At 71.0% G+C, this 17226-nt stretch carries 11 protein-coding genes; 8 read left to right on the top strand and 3 right to left on the bottom strand.

Annotated features, from left to right (window positions below):
* Positions 1-3 precede the first annotated feature (3 nt).
* The 7 genes from ACFZAX_RS27975 to ACFZAX_RS27945 all read left to right on the top strand — a co-directional run bounded on the left by ACFZAX_RS27975 (position 4) and on the right by ACFZAX_RS27945 (position 7283).
* Positions 4-1236 (top strand): cytochrome P450, encoded by a 1233-nt coding sequence (locus ACFZAX_RS27975; RefSeq protein ID WP_390965054.1) that lies wholly within the window; start codon positions 4-6, stop codon positions 1234-1236.
* A gap of 172 nt (positions 1237-1408) precedes the next feature.
* Positions 1409-1549 carry a hypothetical protein gene (locus tag ACFZAX_RS27970; RefSeq protein ID WP_390965053.1) on the top strand — a complete coding sequence of 47 codons (141 nt, stop codon included), beginning with the start codon at positions 1409-1411 and terminating at the stop codon, positions 1547-1549.
* A 621-nt stretch (positions 1550-2170) separates the two neighbouring features.
* Entirely contained in the window at positions 2171-2749 is a 579-nt protein-coding gene (locus ACFZAX_RS27965; RefSeq protein WP_390965052.1) for a bacilysin biosynthesis protein BacA, read from the top strand.
* Entirely contained in the window at positions 2746-4041 is a 1296-nt protein-coding gene (locus tag ACFZAX_RS27960; protein WP_390965051.1) for a DUF6421 family protein, read from the top strand. Before ACFZAX_RS27965 ends, ACFZAX_RS27960 begins: the two co-directional genes overlap by 4 nt.
* A 38-nt stretch (positions 4042-4079) precedes the next feature.
* Positions 4080-5051 carry an EamA family transporter gene (locus ACFZAX_RS27955; RefSeq protein ID WP_390965050.1) on the top strand — a complete coding sequence of 324 codons (972 nt, stop codon included), beginning with the start codon at positions 4080-4082 and terminating at the stop codon, positions 5049-5051.
* A 28-nt stretch (positions 5052-5079) separates the two neighbouring features.
* Positions 5080-6402: an ATP-grasp domain-containing protein gene (locus tag ACFZAX_RS27950; protein WP_390965049.1), complete on the top strand. Its 1323-nt coding sequence runs from the start codon at positions 5080-5082 to the stop codon at positions 6400-6402.
* Positions 6399-7283 carry a branched-chain amino acid aminotransferase gene (locus ACFZAX_RS27945; protein WP_390965048.1) on the top strand — a complete coding sequence of 295 codons (885 nt, stop codon included), beginning with the start codon at positions 6399-6401 and terminating at the stop codon, positions 7281-7283. The genes ACFZAX_RS27950 and ACFZAX_RS27945 overlap by 4 nt, the downstream gene beginning before the upstream one ends.
* A gap of 148 nt (positions 7284-7431) precedes the next feature.
* On the opposite strand, the gene ACFZAX_RS27940 is transcribed toward ACFZAX_RS27945, so the two are convergent.
* From ACFZAX_RS27940 to ACFZAX_RS27930, 3 genes are all read right to left on the bottom strand, one after another.
* Positions 7432-9849 (bottom strand): glycoside hydrolase family 6 protein, encoded by a 2418-nt coding sequence (locus ACFZAX_RS27940; protein WP_390965047.1) that lies wholly within the window; start codon positions 9847-9849, stop codon positions 7432-7434.
* Positions 9850-10123: 274 nt separating this feature from the next.
* Positions 10124-12895, bottom strand: coding sequence for a glycoside hydrolase family 48 protein (locus tag ACFZAX_RS27935; RefSeq protein WP_390965105.1), 2772 nt, complete (start codon positions 12893-12895; stop codon positions 10124-10126).
* Positions 12896-13061: 166 nt separating this feature from the next.
* The gene (locus ACFZAX_RS27930; RefSeq protein WP_390965046.1) at positions 13062-14615 is read right to left on the bottom strand and encodes an endo-1,4-beta-xylanase; all 1554 of its coding nucleotides are present in this window, start codon (positions 14613-14615) and stop codon (positions 13062-13064) included.
* An 892-nt stretch (positions 14616-15507) separates the two neighbouring features.
* Between ACFZAX_RS27930 and ACFZAX_RS27925 the strand changes: the two genes are divergently transcribed.
* Positions 15508-16797 carry an ARMT1-like domain-containing protein gene (locus tag ACFZAX_RS27925; protein ID WP_390965045.1) on the top strand — a complete coding sequence of 430 codons (1290 nt, stop codon included), beginning with the start codon at positions 15508-15510 and terminating at the stop codon, positions 16795-16797.
* Positions 16798-17226: the final 429 nt, after the last annotated feature.

Genomic DNA, 17226 nt, shown 5'->3' with positions numbered 1-17226 from the left:
GTGATGGAGGAGGCCCAACGGCCCTCCGTACCGGACCTGTCCGACCCGCTGCTGCACCAGAGGGGGGAGGCGGGTCCGGCCCTGGCGCGGCTGCGGCGGGAGGAACCGGTGTGCCGGATACGCCGGGCCGACGGCTCGACGTTCTGGGCCGTTCTGACGTACGACCTGATCACCCGGGTTCTGTCCGACGCCGCTACGTTCAGTTCCACCGGCGGGATGCGGCTCGACGCCGACCCGGTGGCGACCAGGGCCGCGACCGGCAAGATGATGGTCATCACCGATCCCCCGCGGCACGGCATGATCCGGCGGGTCGTCAGCGCGGCCTTCACCCCGCGCATGGTGCAGCGGCTCCAGGAGACCATGCGGACGATCTCGGTCGAGGTGATCGAGAACGCCCTGGAGCGGGAGAGCTGCGACTTCACCGAAGTGGCGGCCCGCCTGCCGCTGTCGGTGATCTGCGACATGCTCGGCGTACCGCGCGCCGACTGGGACTACATGCTGTCCCGCACGATGACGGCCTTCGGCGTGGGCGGCGATCCCGGACCGGAACAGCGGCAGCGGATGGCCACGGCCCACACCGACATCTTCGTCTACTACGACGAACTGATGCGCCTGCGCAGGAGGGAGCCGCAGGAGGACATCATCAGCGCGCTCGTCCACGGCCGGATCGACGGCCGTCCGCTGACCGAGGAAGAGATCATCCTCAACTGCAACGGGCTGATCTCCGGCGGCAACGAGACCACCCGGCACGCCACCATCGGGGGACTTCTCGCGTTCATCGAGAATCCCGGCCAGTGGCACCGGTTCCGGACGGAGCCGGAGGTGCTGCCGACCGCGGTTCAGGAGATCCTGCGCTACACCACGCCCGCCATGCACGTGCTGCGCACCGCCACCCGTGACACCGAACTCGGTGGGCGGCGCATCGAGGCGGGCGACATGATCGCGGTGTGGCTGGCGTCCGGCAACCGGGACGAGTCGGTCTTCCCGGATCCCGACCGGTTCGACATCGGGCGGCAGGAGGTGAGCCGCAACCTCACGTTCGCCTACGGCAGCCACTTCTGCATCGGCGCGGCACTCGCCACCACGGAGCTGAACATCTTCTTCGACGTGCTCAGACAGCGGGTGGCGCGGGCCGAGCCGACCGGCGAGGTGAGGCGCATGCGCTCCAACCTCATCGGCGGAATCGAGCACCTGCCGGTCCGGCTGATCCCGCGGGACCGGCCGACGGACGGTTGACCCGGCGGGTGCCGCGCGGTGGCACCCGCCCGCACGTCCCGCAGGCCGTCGCGCTCCCCCGTGGATCTCCGCGGGGGAGCGCGCGGCCGACACCGGCCGCGACCGACGCACCGCCTCCGGCCCCGGGGCACCATCGCCGTTCGGGCCGGCGGCGGGGACGGTCCTCGGCGAGATGACGTGGCGCCGTGACGGCGACGCCGTCCGGCTGAGGTGCGCGGCCGTCCGCGCGGGCGTCCGCCCTCTGCGCCACCTCGGCATGCGGGGCCCGGCGCCCGCGGAGGCTTCCGACGACGTCGCCCCGGTCTCCTCCTGATCCATCGACCGGGAATTGCGGGAGGTCCCTTTTGTCGTCTCCCCGATCAGGTCGCGAACGACCGGATTCGTCCGTCACCAGGAACATTTTCCCGGAGAGACGTGCCCCGATTTCACCGACGGGGTGACCGCGGGGATCGCTCCGCGCTCACCAGCGGATTCGGAGATTTTGTCCGGCGTGTTCCGCGCGGTGGCACAGCTGGCGACCGGAAGGGTGCAGAAGCCGTGGGTTCCGGGCGGGGGCGGACGCCGGAACGTACTCCGTGTTCCGTACGGGTGGCCCGCGACGGTGGTGCGGCCGGCGGGCCCCCATGACGGAACGGGTGATCAACAGCGCTCCTGGGAGATGCGGTTGACCGTCGGACTGTCCGGTGGGCGGACCGGAACTCCCGCTCGGAGCGCTTCGCTGCCGCCACCCCTCGGTGATCGAATCGAGGGAATCCGCTGGTAAGGAGCGCTTGTGCGAGGAATTCCCGGACGGGTGCGCGCAAGGGAGGTCTCGAAGTCTGAGACCTCGTTTATCGAAACTTGATCGTTCTCAGGGGGCGTGATTTCCTGCACGAGGCCTCCGGGGAGCACCTGGCGTGGCCACTGAATTCATCGTTGATAACCGGGGGAGCTCATGGGGAACGAAAAGAACGGTTCGGAACACATCCGGCATCTGCACACACTCGGACCGCACGGCACCAACCTGGAAGCCGCGTCCCACGAATGGCTCCGGCGGAACGACATCCGGGGAACGGTGGAGCTGCACTCCTCCATCGAGTCCGCGCTCGACGCCGTTCCCGACGACGGACAGCACGCGCTCGTCGCCTGCGCGGTCTATCCCGCGCTCCACACGCTGGTCTTCAGCAACCTGCACCGCCTGCACATGGTCGACAGCTTCGTCATGCCGACGCACCACATGGTGCTCGCCAGCCGCGGTGCGGACCGGCCCGCGACCGTCGCCTCGCACCCGGCGCCGACCAGGCTCATACCCGCCGGCACGGAGATCCGGGAGGTGCTGAGCAACTCGCAGGCGGCCATCGACTGCGCCGAGGGCCGGGTCGAGGGCTGCATCACCACCCACGTCGCCGCCGAGAACCACGGACTGCGCGTGGTACGGGACTTCGGCGCCGTACCCATGGTGTTCACCATCCACCAGGTGCTGGCGGTCGACGCCGAGAACGACCAGCTGGTGCCGGCGGGGGCCGCGCTGTGACCACCGCCGCCACCGCCCCGGTCCCCGCCGGCCTGCTGGCCGACGCCGACGAACTGACCGGATCCCTCATCCCGAAGGTCGACCGCTTCCGGCAGCGGCAGCTCGACGACGGGTCCGTCCCCGAGGCGACCGAAGGGGACCTGGAGCTGCTCGGCCTGATCCGCGACGAGGCGTGCGCCTGGTACGGGCGCCGAGGCCGGGACGGCCAGGCGCTCGCCCTGGCGGCCGACGTCGACGGCTGGCTCGCGGCCGGCCTGGACACCCCGCCCCACTTCGCACGCTCGCGGGACGCCCTGCGGGTGCCCGAGGACGGCTCGGACGTCTTCTTCGTCGCACCGCTGCAGAGCACCAACAGCGCGCCGCCCGTGGGCAAGCGACTGGACTGCTTCTTCGCCCTGCGCAAGGAGCCCGCCGCGCTGGCGGATCTCGCCGTGTCCTACCCGCACCCCAAGAACAACTGCCAGTCGCTGGTTCTCCTCACCGGCAGTGCGGGATTCAGGCAGGGCAACTGCCTGGTGTTCTTCCCGGAGAACGTGGCCGCTCACGACAAGATCACCGAGCAGCCGTACGCCATGTTCTTCTACAACAAGATGCGGAAGATCCACGAGACCTACGCGCTCTCCGGAGCGGAGGCCGTCCTGACGCCGGAGACCCTGCCCCGGGCGTCCACGGGTCTGGACGCGGACGTCTGCTTCGAGGCCCGCGCCATCTGGGGCTATCTGCACGACTCGATGCACTACCAGGGGCTCTGGCCGTTCGACGAGCACATCTCGCTGAAGATGAACTGGTTCGTCGGACTGCTCGAGGAGATCAAGGTCGACGCCAGGACCGTGCTGGCCTGCGCGGACAGCGGCGTCGTCCCGTTCGCCGACGAACAGATCGACATGATTCTGCTGGAGCGGATCTTCCGCTACCCGCAGGCGGACGACGCCACCCGCAACTTCGACTCGGGTACCGGCGTCTTCCTCTACTCCTGGCTGCGCGAGCACGGTGCGCTGACCGGTTCCCCGGCCGACGGCGCCCTGCTCGGCTTCGACCGGGTCAAGGCCCTCGACGCGCTGCGCGAGTTCGTCACCACGGTCGAGAAGCTGGAGGCGGAGGTCACGACCGACGACGAGTACCGTGCGGCGGCCAGGGCTCTGGTGCGCCGCCACCTCCCCGCCCCCGAGCCCGCTCCCGCCGGTACGCCGCGGCAGCGGTACGCCTTCACCGAGGACCAGCGGGTGCTGCTGCGGGCCAAGCAAGGGCTGGACAGGATGCCCGCGCTGGAGTTCGAGCGCGCGGAATGGTGACGGACACACCCCCCGCCCGCCGGGGTGAGCGTTTCGCGGTGCCCGCCCTCTCGGCGCTGATGGTCCTGCTGCTGGCAGCCGGCTGGGTGCTCGCCGGCCATCTGGTCGACGGCGCACCTCCGCTGGCGGTCGCGGCGGGGCGCACGGCGTCCAGTTTCGTGGTCATCACCGTCGTCGCGCTGCTGCACCCCCGGATGCGGTCCGAGGCCCGGGCCGCCACCGCCCGGGGCGGGAGCGTCGCGCTCCTGGCTTTCCTCGGCTTCTTCGCGTACTACTCCGGAACGCTCCTCGGGACGGGCTTCATCGGGGCCTCGCGGGTCGGTCTGATCGTCTCCCTGCTGCCCTGCATCACCTTCGTGATCGGTGTCCTCGCCTTCCGCGAGCCCTCGTCCCGGCGCAAGGTCCTGGGCACGGCGCTGGCCGTGGTCGCGGCCTTCGGGTACGCCCTGGCCGACGGCTCCGCGGGCGGTGGCCAGGGCTCCGGGGCGGACGGCGGCGCTCTGGTGAGCGGAGGCCTGCTGGCTCTCGGCGGCACCTTCACCTACGCGGTGTACGGCTACGTCTACCGGCGGCGCATGGCGGACCTGGCACCGGTCGCCTCCCTGCCCGCCATCACAGGGGCGGGCACGGTCATGCTGGGGCTGACGGTCGCCCTGTTCGTCCCGCTCGGCGGCGTATCCCTCGCCGACTGGGGCGGCATCGCGGCCCTCGGGGTGCTCCTCACCGCCCCGGTCTTCCTCATCTCGCACGAACTGATCCTGCGCAAGGGGCCGTTGTTCACCTCCGCGCTCGCGCTCGTCGTACCGTTCCTGGTGCGGCTGGGGGAGTGGGCGCTGGGCCGGGAGACCGCGCCGGGACCGCTCGTGATCCTGCTGCTCCTGCTCTGCGCGGGCGGTGTGTGGCTCACCATCGCCGGTGGCCGTGGTGCCGGGCGCGCCGGGGCCGGGGCGGCGGAGGCCGGGGCGGACACCGGGGAAGGAACCGGAGAGCGCACCCGGCATGGAGCGTAAGGAACGTGCGATGACAAAGGATTCTGTGATGACGACGGACAGTCCCCGACCGACCCTGGTGCTGGTCTACCAGCGCACCTCGCTCCCCTGGGTCTTCGAGAGCGCGGAGCGGGCCGGGATCGGCCTCGTGCTGGTTCCCCGGCCCGACGAGGCGGTGTCCGAGGAGCGGTTGCCGCCCGCCGTGGTGGACGTCCTGCGGCTCGACTTCGAAGCCGACCGGGCCGGCGCGCTGGAGGCCCTGCGGCGACGGTACGAGGAGAGCCCCTTCCAGGGCGTCGTCACTCTCTACGACCCCGCCGTGCCCTTCGTCGCCGAGGTCACCGAACTGCTCGGGCTGCCCGGCATCGGCCGCGACGTGGCCCTCGGCGCGCAGGACAAGCGCGTCATGCGGGAACGCCTGGCCGCCGCGGGCCTCAACGTGCCGGGATTCGTCCGGCTGGACGAGCCGGCCGACTGGGAGAAGGCGGCGGCCCTGACCTTCCCCGTCGTGGTGAAGCCCGCCCACGGCTTCTCCAGTCTCGGTGTCACCAAGGCGGAGTCCGCCCGGAGTCTGAAGAGCGTCGTCGACGAGGTGTGGCGGACCAGCGAGAGCAAGCTGGGCAGGGTCGACGGCCTGGTGGCCGAGGAGTACGTCGACGGCCCCGAGTTCGCCGTCGAGTCCCTCGCGTACCGCGGTGACGTACGCGTCCTGTCCATCGGGTACAAGGGCGACCCCCAGGGGCCGCACTTCGAGGAGGGCGTCTACCGTGCGCCGGCCACCCTGCCGGACGAGGTCCAGGACGACATCCGGCGTGAGGTGACCGCCGCCCACGAGGCTCTCGGCATCACGGACGGTCCGACCCACACCGAGTTGCGGCTGCGCGGAGGCGTGACGCCCTACCTGCTGGAGATGGGGGCCCGGATCGGGGGGTCGGGGGTGTCCCACTACATCGCCTCCGGGGTGACCGGCATCGACTTCGCGGCGCAGGCACTACGGATCGCCGCCGGAATCGCCCCCGGGCCCCTGGGCTCGGAACCGCCGGGCCCGGCAACGCTGTCGGGCTCCGAACGGCCGTCGGAGCCCGTGGGGGCCGCGGCCAACTACATCGTGCCCTGCGGCGGATACGGACGGATCACCGCGATCTCCGGTCTGGACGAGCTGCGGGACGACCCCAGGGTCGACCATGTCGTGCAGATGCTCTTCCCCGGCGATGTCGTGAAGCCCTACCCGGACTTCACCGGCTACCCGGCGTTCGTCCTGTCCCGGCACGCGAACACCGCCGAGACCGAGGAATTCCATCGCTACCTGGAGAGCGCCGTCCGTATCGACTACGCCGACGACACCGACCACAGCCACGAGGGGCAGGCGTGACCACCACCGCGTTCGACGACCGTGACGGCGTGATCTGGCTGGATGGAGCTCTCGTGCCGTGGCGCGATGCCCGGCTCCACGTCCTGTCCCACGGGCTGCACTACGGCGGCGGCATCTTCGAGGGCATCCGCGTGTACGGCGGACGGGCCTTCAAGGCCGCCGAGCACTTCGAACGCTTCCACGCCTCGGCACGGGAGCTGAACTTCCGCGTCCCGTTCGGCCCCGGGGAGCTGGAGGCCGCCATGCGGGAGACCATCCGGCACGGGGACATCGCCGACGGCTACGTCAGGCCCGTGGCCTGGCGGGGCAGCGAGCAGATCAGCGTGTCCGGGGCGGGGACGTCCGTGCACGTCGCGATCGCCGCGTGGGAGTGGCCGCACGTCTTCTCCGACGACGCGCGCACCCGCGGCATCCGGCTGCGCACCTCCCGGTGGCGGCGCCCTTCCCCCGACACCGCGCCGGTACGGGCCAAGGCGGCGTCGCTGTACAACATCTGCACCCTCGCCCGCGACGAGGCGGAGGAGGCCGGATACGACGACGCCCTCCTCCTGGACTTCCGCGGACACCTGGCGGAGGCCACCGGAGCCAATCTCTTCCTGGTGATCGACGGGGCCCTGCACACGCCGACCGCGGACACCTTCCTCGACGGCATCACCCGGCAGACGGTCATGGCCCTCGCCCGGGACCTGGGGATCGCCGTCCACGTACGGCACGTCGAGCCCGGCGAACTGGACCGCGCGGACGAGGTCTTCCTCACCGGCACGGCGTACGAAGTGCAGCCGGTGAGCGCCGTGGACGGCCGTTCCTACGAGGTCGGAAAGGTCACCGCGGCGCTGGCCGGGGCGTACACCGCTCTGACCCGTTCCGTCACCGTGCCGTAGCTGTAGCCGTGGCCTCCGGCGCACGCAGCCCGCTGCCGGAGCACGACACCGCCCCCCGCCGGAAGTCCGGCGGGGGGCGGTGTCGTAAGGGGACCCGGCCCGGGCCCGTCACCGCGTCAGTTCGGCGGCGGGCCCATGGGCGGCCGGGTCAGGGAGCGGTGCCCCAGGAGAGCGTGCCGCCCACGTAGGCGCCGATCTTCGCCGCGTCGGCGAAGGAGGTGTTGGTGCCGCGGCTGTAGTCGTCCGCCTCGTTGAAGTTGGACCAGTCGCTCTTGTTGATCCGCAGCTGGACCTCACCGGTGGAGGCGCCCGCGGCCAGGGTGCCGCTGCCGAAGCCGACCTCCAGGTAGTGGCTGGCGCCGGTCGCCGAACCGCCGCCCGTCACGCCGAGGGTCACGGTTCCGCAGCCGACGACCGCGTAGTCGCACGCGGTACCGAAGGTGGAGGCCCCGGCGTCGGGGGTGAACCAGTAGCGCAGCTTCACCGTGGACAGGTTCACCGCGGTGCTGCCGGTGTTCACCAGCTGGAGGGACAGCCGGATCTGGTTGTCGGTGGCGGAGGAGTCGGTGTTCTTGTACTGGACCTTGAGGGTGCCCGTCCCGGTGCCGCCGCCGCTGGTCGCGGAGGTGGTGACGGAGAGGGCGCTGGAGGCGGCCGAGACGTTGCCGGCGGCGTCCTTGGCCTTGACCGTGTAGCTGTAGGCGGTCGAGGCGGTCAGGCCGGTGTCCGTGTACGAGGTGGTGGTGGAGGAGCCCACCTTCACTCCGGCGCGGAAGATGTCGTAGCCGGTCACGGCGGTGTTGTCGGTCGACGCGGTCCAGGACAGCGAGACGCTGGTGCTGGTCTTCGCCGTGGACGTCAGGCCGGCCGGGGCGGTGGGAGCGGTGGTGTCGGTGCCGCCGCCGCTGGTCGCGGAGGTGGTGACGGAGAGGGCGCTGGAGGCGGCCGAGACGTTGCCGGCGGCGTCCTTGGCCTTGACCGTGTAGCTGTAGGCGGTCGAGGCGGTCAGGCCGGTGTCCGTGTACGAGGTGGTGGTGGAGGAGCCCACCTTCACTCCGGCGCGGAAGATGTCGTAGCCGGTCACGGCGGTGTTGTCGGTCGACGCGGTCCAGGACAGCGAGACGCTGGTGCTGGTCTTCGCCGTGGACGTCAGGCCGGCCGGGGCGGTGGGAGCAGTGGTGTCGGTGCCGGTGCCGCCGCCGGTGATCGGCGGGTAGGCGTTGCGGACGAGCTCCTGGAACTGCGCGGAGAACCAGTGTCCCGCGAGCGGGGAGTTCGGCAGTGCGCCGGTCAGGCTGTTGCCGTTGCGGCCGTTACCGGTGTACGTGGGGTCGCACATCCGGTCGAAGCCCTTGCCCTCGTCGTTCGCGACGGGGGCGCTGTTGCCGTCCGACTCGCCCGGGGGCTTGGCCCAGACGTACGCGTCGATCCCGGTCTCCGGGGCGGCGGTGGGACGCTCGCCGATGCCGGCGCCGCTCTGGTTGCACCAGTTGCCCGCGTGGATGCGCCGGTCGACCCGGCCGCCGTCCACATAGGCGTCCACGCTGGTCGTCGGACCGGCGGCGGTGGGCCGCGCGGAGCCGCCCCAGCCGTTGCGGGCCGTGTCGATCAGCATGCCGATGTTGGAGTTGAAGCCCTGGCTCACCAGCAGGGTGCGCAGCGCCTGGGCGAACGACAGCTCGTCGACGTAGTAGTTCCAGTCGACCCACTTGGACTGGCGCACCGTGGTGCCGTTCACCGAGTCGGTGATCTTGATGTTCGGCTCCTTGAGAGCCGAGTAGTTGGCCGTGTTCACGATGAAGCCCGTGACGTCGTTGACCGTGGCGCCCTCGGACGTGGCGGCCTTCTTGAACTCCGCCGCGGCGGGGCTCATGTTGCTGTCCCAGCCGAGCCAGCCGTGGTGCGCGGCGTCGATGTAGTTGTAGACGTTCGGGATGGCGCCCAGGGTGTGCAGCGCGTAGCCGACGCCCTTCTCGTAGTTGCCGTTCGCCTTCATCGTCGCGCAGGCGTCGGTCGAACCGGCCGTACCGCCCGCGTTGGTGACGATGTTGGGCAGCGAGTCGGGCTCGATGATCGTGACGATGCGCAGGCTCGCGTACGCCGGGTCCGCGAGGATGGCGGCGATCGGGTCGATGTACTCGCTCTCGTACCGGCCGAGCTCGGTGGGGCCGAGCTCACCGTTGGACGCCAGCGCGGCGCAGTCGCGTCCCGGCAGGTCGTAGATGACGACCTGGAACAGGTTCGCGCCCTGGGCCAGCGCCGTGTCGAGGTGCGCCCGCAGGCCCCTCGCCTCGGAGGAGCCCGAGATGGCCGCGATGCGGTCCATCCAGACGAAGGCGGGCGTGTTGGCGATGGCGGCGCCGCCCGGCTCGGCCGCGGCCTTGGCGGACCAGTCGGGGTTCACGTACGCCGTCGCGCCGACGTAGGGGTTGTCGACCCGCGCCGTGGCGGCGGCCGAAGCGGGGGTGGCCGGAACGGCGACGGCGAGCGCCGCGCCCAGGGCCAGGGCGGAGACTGCGGCCAGTCTCCGGCGCAAGCCGTTCTTGATGGTGCCTCTTGTACTCATTGCGGCTCCGTGCTCCTCTCGAACGCCCGCGGATGTTCGCCGCGGACGGGTTCATGGGGTTCCGACCATGAGCGGGTGGCCGGGTCAGGGCTCACCGCTCCCGTCGGGCCGCCGCCGCTTCGGACGGGGCCCGTCGTGCGTCGGTGGGGGACAGTGGTGTCGTGGGGGACGGTGGTACTACCCGATGGCGGGTTCCGCGGGGCGATGGGTGACCCGCCATCGGGAGTGGGTGGGGTGGCCCGGCGCGGTCGGCGGCCGGTCACGGTGCGAGGGCTCAGGGAGCGGTGCCCCACGCGAGGGCGCCGGCGACGTAGGCCCCGACCTTGGAGGAGTCCGCGTACGCGGTGTTGGTGCCGCGGCTGTAGTCGTCGGACTCGCTGAAGTTGGACCAGTCGCTCTTGTTGAGCCGCAACTGGAGCTCACCGGTGGACGCGCCGGCCGCGAGGGTGCCCGCGCCGCCCGTGAACCCGACCTCCAGATAGCGGTCGGCGCCCGTCTTCGGGCTGGAGACCGCGACCACGGAGTGGGTGATGTTGGACGAGCCGAGCGCGGCGTAGTCGCAGTACGTGCCGAAGGTGCTCGCGCCGCCGTCGGAGGAGAACCAGTACCGCAGCTTCACCGTCGACAGGTCGATCGGGGCGCTGCCGGTGTTGACCACCTGGAGGCCCATCCTGATCTGGTTGTCGGTGGCGGCGGAGTCGCTGTTCTTGTACTGGACCTTCACCGCGCCGCTGCCGGTCGAGCCGCCCGACTTCGTGGTGGCGGAGACCGGGGCCGACAGCGCCGAGGTGTTGCCGCCCGCGTCCCGGGCGGCGACCGCGTAGCTGTACGCGGTCGTCGCGGCGAGACCCGAGTCCGTGAACGTCGTGGTGGTGGCGTTCCCCGCCAGCACCCCGTTGCGGTACACGTCGTAGCCGGTCACGGCGACGTTGTCGGTGGCGGCCGACCAGGAGAGCGAGACGCTGTTCGCGGTCGTCGCCGTCACGGCGAGACCCGCCGGGACCGTCGGTGCCTGGGTGTCCCCGCTCGGCTGGCCGCCGCCCGCCACCAGCAGCTCCGCGTAGATCGCGAAGGCCAGCGCGAGCGCCGCCTGCGCCCAGAACCGGTGGTAGGTGAACGTGGGCGCCGCGCCGCCGTCCAGGTAGGTCTGCACCTTCGGCCAGTCCGGGTCGTTCTTGTACCAGCTGCGGATGCCGATGAAGGTCGATCCCGGCTTGATGGCGTCGCCGTTCGGCATCTTGCCCGACCAGCCGGCGGGGATGTACACCTCGTCGTCGAACCGGTTGTAGTCGCGCCGGACCTCCGGCACCGAGATGCCCTTGGTGGTGGTGTTCAGCGCCATCGCGTCCAGCAGCGCCTTGGCGAGCGCCGCCGCGTTCTTGTCACCCGACTTGGCGGCGTAGTAGGTGAGCGTCTTGACGTACGCGGCGCCCACACCGACGTCGTTGGAGTAGTCCACCACCGTGACGTGCAGACCCGCGTTGGTACCGGGGGACGCAGCGTTCCAGGTGTCCGGCTGGCCGGACCAGTTGAGCGTCGAGGGGAAGCGGAAGCTGCCGTCGGCGCCCACCGTCGTCTCGGACGAGGCCCAGGCGACCCACTTGGAGAGCACGGCCTTCGCGGACGCGTTGCCCGTCTCGTGGTAGTACGCCGCGAGGCGCTCCATGCCCCACGCCTGGAAACCGAACCAGTTGTTGCTCGCCGGGTCGTGGTAGACCGGCTGCCAGTCGTACGCCATGCCGTAGAAGGTCGACGTACCGGCCGGCGGCTTGCTGTAGCTGCCCTCCCAGCTGTTGGTGCAGCCGCCCGCGAACGCCCCCTCGCTCGACTGCAGCCAGGTCAGGAACTCCAGCTGCCGGGTCAGGCTCTTGGACCAGTCGCCCCTGGCGGTGGCCGACTTGGGGGTCAGCGACGGTACGTTGGACAGCGCCCAGGCCGCCAGCGGGTTCTGGTAGCCCTGGTGGGAGGCGCTGTCACCGATGCGCCAGGCCCATCCGCCGCCGCTGCCCGCCGCGGCGCCGCCCCAGGCGTAGTACCAGGAGAGCAGGTAGTGCTGGGAGTCACGGCCGGAACCGGCCGGGCAGGAGGCCGGGTCGGTGCAGTCGCCGACCCGCTTGAAGTACTTGTCGAACATCGCGTAGCGGAGGTAGTCGCCCATCTTGGCGGCCTTCGCGAGCGAACCCGCGACCTCGCTCGCCTTGCCCTGGGCCGTGGCCCAGCGGTACGCCCAGTAGGCAGCCTGCACCGCGCGGGCGTCGGCGTCCGGCGCGTTGGTGTACTTCCACTGCTTGGCGTAACTGGAGTCGCCGACGAACAGATCGAGGTATCCGTTGGGACCGCCGTACTTGAACAGGTCCGTGGTGGGCTGGGGGACCGTCTCCCACACCGATTCCTGCGCACCGCGCTGGTAGGTGTTGATGAAGGAGGCACCGGCGCCCGGGCCGGCCTCGCCACCGGTGCCCGGCTTGTTGCCGTATCCGTAGACGTTGTCCAGGTCCATCAGCCAGTGCATGCCGTAGACGTCCATCGTCCCGTAGGACGCGGCGAGTTCCGTGGCGAGCGGGTCCGCGCCGGCCTTGACCGTGCCGTTCAGGGCGGACGGGTAGCCGCTGGGCAGCGGGTGCTCCGGGGCGTAGGTCGCGGGGGACGACGGGTTGTAGGAGTCGGCGGTCGACTGGTCCGCGTGCTGCGGGATGATCGTCTTCTCGGCCACGGTCCAGGCCGCGTTGAAGGGCGCCCAGTTGCCGGTCACCCTGCCGTACGCGGCCTCCAGCCACATCCAGAAGCTGACCGCCTCGGAGGTCGTCTGGTGGCCGTGGTCGGGTGCCTCGACCATCAGGGTCTCGACGGAGTGGTACGGCAGGCCGTCCGGGCTGAAGTAGCCGTTGGCGGGCGCCTTGATCTTCGCGTACTGGGTCAGGAACGCCTGGGTGTACGGGTCGTCGGCCGCGGCCCCGGCCGCGGCGGTGGTGGCGACGGCGCCGGAGCCGGCCCGGGACGCGGGGGTGGCGACGGCGATGCCCTGCGCCATACCGGCGGCGAGGATGCTGCCACCCAGGGCGCTGCTGAATGTTCTCCGTGAAATCGACACAAATCCTCCGCTGGGGGGTGTCGTCGGGGGGACGAGGGGTGAGCGAGGGGATGAGCAGGGGGTGAGGAAGGGGGGTGGGGCGTCGAGGGGAGCGGGGTGGTGCGGCCGGTGGGACCGGGGATCAGGGCTCGATGCCCCAGACCCGCTCGCCGCCCACGTACACGGCGATCCTGGGGGCGTCCGCGTACGAGGTGCCGCGGCCGTAGCTGTAGTCGTCCGACTCGTCGAAGGTGGACCAGTCCGTCTTGTTCAGCCGCAGCTGGATCTCGCCCGTCGTGGCGCCCGGGGCGAGGCCGACGCTGCCGAAGCCCACTTCGAGGTAGTGGTCGGCGCCGGCTTTCGGCGTGTCCGCGGCGACCACCCGGTGGGTCACCGCGGAGCAGCCGATCGGCGACCAGTCGCACCAAGTGTTGTACGTGGAGGCCCCGTTGCCGGCGCTGAACCAGTACCGGACCTTCACGTCCGACAGGCCGACCGCCGCCGCGCCGGTGTTCACCAGCTGGAGACCGGGCTTGATCTGGTTGTCGCCCGCCGATGAATCGCTGTTCCGGTACTGGACCTTGAGCGCCGCCGGTCCGCCGCCGTCCCCGCCGTCCCCGCCGTCCCCGCCGCCCAGCGCGGTGCGCACGGCGGAGTAGGCGGGCTTGGGCTGCAGGTTCTCGTCGTACAGGTTGGCGGCGCCCTCACCCGGGAACGTGCTCGGGACCCAGGAGTACTTGTCCGTGTAGTCCCAGACCGTGATGCCCACGCAGCGCCCGACCGCCAGGCAGGCCTCGGTCACCTGCTGGTAGTACGACGACTGCGTGGCGGACTTGGCGGCATCGGCGGGCAGTTGCATACGGACGTCGAGTTCCGTGACCGCCACGTCGAGGCCGAGGTCGGCGAACCGCTGCATGTTCGCCTGCATCTGGTACGGGAAGCCGTACTGAACGGCCAGATGAGCCTGCATGCCGACTCCGTCGAGCGGTACACCCTCGTCGAGCAGTTCGGTGACCAGGGCGTACATGGCGTCGCTCTTCGCGCCGAGCCCCTCGATGTTGTAGTCGTTGAGGTACAGCTTGGCGTCCGGGTCCGCTTCATGGGCGGCACGCAGGGCGGTGGCGATGTAGCCGGTGCCCATCGCGGTGTAGAAGGGACTCGTGCGGTAGGTCCCGTCCTCGTTGAACGGCTCGTTCACCACGTCCCAGGCGGCGACCGCGCCACGGTAGTGGGTCGCCTCCTCGGTGATGTGACGGGTCATCGCGGCCTCGACCTGTGCCGACGGCAGAGCGCCGACCCAACCGGGCAGCTGGTTGTGCCAGACGAGGGTGTGGCCGCGCACGGTCTGGTCGTGCTGCGCCGCGAAGTCGGTGATCACATCGCCCTTGGCGAAGTCGAACTGGCCCTGGACGGGCTCGGTGGTGTCCCACTTCATGGAGTTGCCGGGGGTGATCTGCCCGAACTCCGAGCCCAGCAGGGCCGTGTAGGCGGCGTCGGTCAGCTCGGGGTTGTCCGTGGCGGAGCCGAAGTACTTGCCCTGTGCGACGGCGAGTTCATGCAGGGTGCCCTGGTGCGTGCCCTGCTGGGCCGCTGTCGCCGGCCCACTCGCGAGGGCGAGAGCGAGGGTGAGCGCTCCGGCCAGGAGGGTCGGGATCCCTCTGGCGCGGTCGTGTCTGCAGCGCTTCATCGAGCTCATGACAAACGCCTTCCTCTGCCGGGCAGCGTGGAGCGTGGCGGGGCGCGCCTCGCCACGCCCCCTCCGCCACCTGGTGCTGGTGAGGGAGGGGTGAGTGGACTGTGTGGGTATCGCTGTGGGAGCGCTCCCAAGGTGGCGTGGTGGCGAGCACCTGTCAAGACTTGAATCACAACTGTCTTACGGGCGCGTTAACGCGACCACACCTTGAACGGGCTTTGTTGCAGGTGAGGTTGCAACCCGTCGAATAAATTCGACGCACCCTGTCGCCGTCGAATGAATTCGACACACGTTGTCACCTGTCGAATTCATTCGACGCGCTGTGACTCGTCGAATGAATTCGACACACGGCTGGGAGTGGCGGGACGCGCCATGGGGAGCGGCGCCTTTCCTGCCGGAGGTGAACACCTGACGAGGTGTGCGGCCTCGGTACGGGACCGTTCGCATCCGCGTAACGGAAGACCGCTCCGTGTCCGGCCGGAGGTAAGGGGAGTGAGCCCGTCCGGTGGCACCGGGCGGGCGGCGGTGGCGGTCCGTACGGGGCGCCGGGGGAGCCGGTGGCCGTGGCGCGGTCATGATCTCCCGCTGGCCAACGGGGTGGCGCGGCACCTCGGGGCGGGCCGTCCCCGCCAACCCGTCGGGGCCGCGCCCCGGGCGCGGGCGCCGGTGGGCGGGGGTGTGGCCGGGTCGTGGCGATCGGCCGCTCACGGCCCGTTCCGCCTCCGCACCTGCAAACGTCCCCCCGACCGGCACGCGCTCGTCGTTCACCTCCCCGGACCCGCGGTCGGCTGCCGCCCTTCTCGCCCCGTCGGAGTCCCGGCGGGCCGGGCCGACAGCGGACAGCTCTTTGCGATCATGGCCGGGTGAGCGACCGACGCGCGAAGGGCCTGGGCACATGACAGAGAAGAACTCCCGCACCCCGGGCGAAGAGGCTGTCCGCGGCGGCGCCCCGCACGCGGCCCCCGTCGGTGTCCCGTACGCCGCCCCCGGCGGTGGTGCTCCCGTCGTCCGCGCTTCCGGCGGTCGTGCTCCCGTCGTCCTGAGCGACGAGCCCGGCTCGTTCCCCCGGGGTGTGCTGGCCGAGCGCCACCCCGCTCTCATCCGGCAGGTACGGGACGCTTTCCCGTACGGCCGCCGACAGCACGAGGCCCTCGATGCCCTGCTGCAGGAGATCGCCGACGACGTCGTCGGACCGCTCGACCCCGCGGACCCCGACCACGAGCACTGGGCGGCCTGGGGGAAGGAGTACGTGGGGGGCTCGTGGTACGCCGCGCCGTTCCTCTGGGCGGAGAACTACTTCTACCGCAGACTTCTGGGCGCCGTCGGGTACTTCGGTACGGGGCCGTGGTGCGGAGTCGACCCTTTCGCGCCGTTCAAGCGGGCCGAACTGCGGGGCGGGGCGGTCGAGGAGGAGCTGCGGGCCCTGGACGCGCTCGCCGGCGCTCCGGCCGCCCAGCGGGGCGCGGCGCTGCTCAACGCCTCACTCTGGGGCAATCGCGCGGACCTCGGGTTCCGCATCTCGGCGGGGGAGCCGGCGGCGGGTGGCGCCGTGGACCCGGCGCTGGTCGCCGACGACAGCGCCGTGCTGTGGCAGCTCCTGCCCGTCGGCGCCCCGGCCACCGTGGCCGTGGTGGCCGACAACGCGGGACGCGAGCTGATCCCCGATCTCGTCCTCGTCGACCACCTCCTCGGACACGGGCGTGCCGAGCGGGTCGTGCTGTACGTCAAGCCGTCCCCGTACTTCGTCTCCGACGCGATGACCGCCGACGTGGTCGACTGCCTCCGCCGCCTGGCCGAGGCGCCCGGAGAGGCGGGCCGGACGGGGGACCGGCTCTGGACCGCCATGGCCGGAGGGAGCCTGGAGATCCGTACCCACCCGTTCTTCTGTGCGCCGTTCGGCTACGAGGAGATGCCGCAGGACCTGCGGCGGGAGCTCGCGGACGCCACGCTGACCATCCTGAAGGGCGACCTCAACTACCGTCGTCTGGTGGGGGACCGGCGGTGGGGGGCCACCGTTTCCTTCGGCGATCTCACCGCGTACTTCCCGGGGGCCGTCGCGGCACTCCGGACGCTGAAGTCCGACGTCGTCGTCGGCCTGGAGCAAGGAGTGCTGGACGCCCTGGAACAGTCCGGGGCCTCCTGGCGTACGAGCGGCACGCACGCGCTGATCCAGGTGCGGCCGTAGGCCGGACCGGTCCGGACGGAGCCGGACGGGGGAGCCGGGAGCGGACGGGGCGGGCCGGCCTCCGTTGACGAGCGGTGAACGGGAAGCGGCCGTGGGGCGCTGAAGATCCATGTTCAAGGACTCTTCGACGACTTCCCTGGCGTCGGGCCGCCGGTCCAGGAGGTCCATCCGCTGGACCCGGTCTCGACGGTTCGCGGAGTGACCGGTGACGCCCGCCGTGCGGCCGAGGAGACGGAGCACGACGATCCCGAGCGGTCGATCGCATGGGGACTGACCGTCGAAGCGGACCTGCTACGCCGGCGTACCGATTCGGGCTTTCCCGATACGTGGACCGTGGTTCCCGGTCGGCGGCAGTATCACTCCTGGGTGCATGTCGACTGCGGAATGGTGGAGTTCTCCTGTCGTCGTGCCGGGCGTGACCTGCCCGAG

This window comes from Streptomyces sp. NPDC008125 (genome assembly GCF_042957125.1).
Taxonomy (GTDB): domain Bacteria; phylum Actinomycetota; class Actinomycetes; order Streptomycetales; family Streptomycetaceae; genus Streptomyces.
Note: the sequence above shows the minus strand (reverse complement) of the source record. Positions and strands in the feature narration are given on the sequence as shown.

Coding starts and splice junctions, on each gene's coding strand:
- ACFZAX_RS27925 (WP_390965045.1), top strand. CDS start 15,508: ATGACAGAGAAGAACTCCCGCACCCCGGGCGAAGAGGCTGTCCGCGGC.
- ACFZAX_RS27965 (WP_390965052.1), top strand. CDS start 2,171: ATGGGGAACGAAAAGAACGGTTCGGAACACATCCGGCATCTGCACACA.
- ACFZAX_RS27970 (WP_390965053.1), top strand. CDS start 1,409: ATGACGTGGCGCCGTGACGGCGACGCCGTCCGGCTGAGGTGCGCGGCC.
- ACFZAX_RS27950 (WP_390965049.1), top strand. CDS start 5,080: ATGACGACGGACAGTCCCCGACCGACCCTGGTGCTGGTCTACCAGCGC.
- ACFZAX_RS27975 (WP_390965054.1), top strand. CDS start 4: ATGGAGGAGGCCCAACGGCCCTCCGTACCGGACCTGTCCGACCCGCTG.
- ACFZAX_RS27930 (WP_390965046.1), bottom strand. CDS start 14,615: ATGAGCTCGATGAAGCGCTGCAGACACGACCGCGCCAGAGGGATCCCG.
- ACFZAX_RS27940 (WP_390965047.1), bottom strand. CDS start 9,849: ATGAGTACAAGAGGCACCATCAAGAACGGCTTGCGCCGGAGACTGGCC.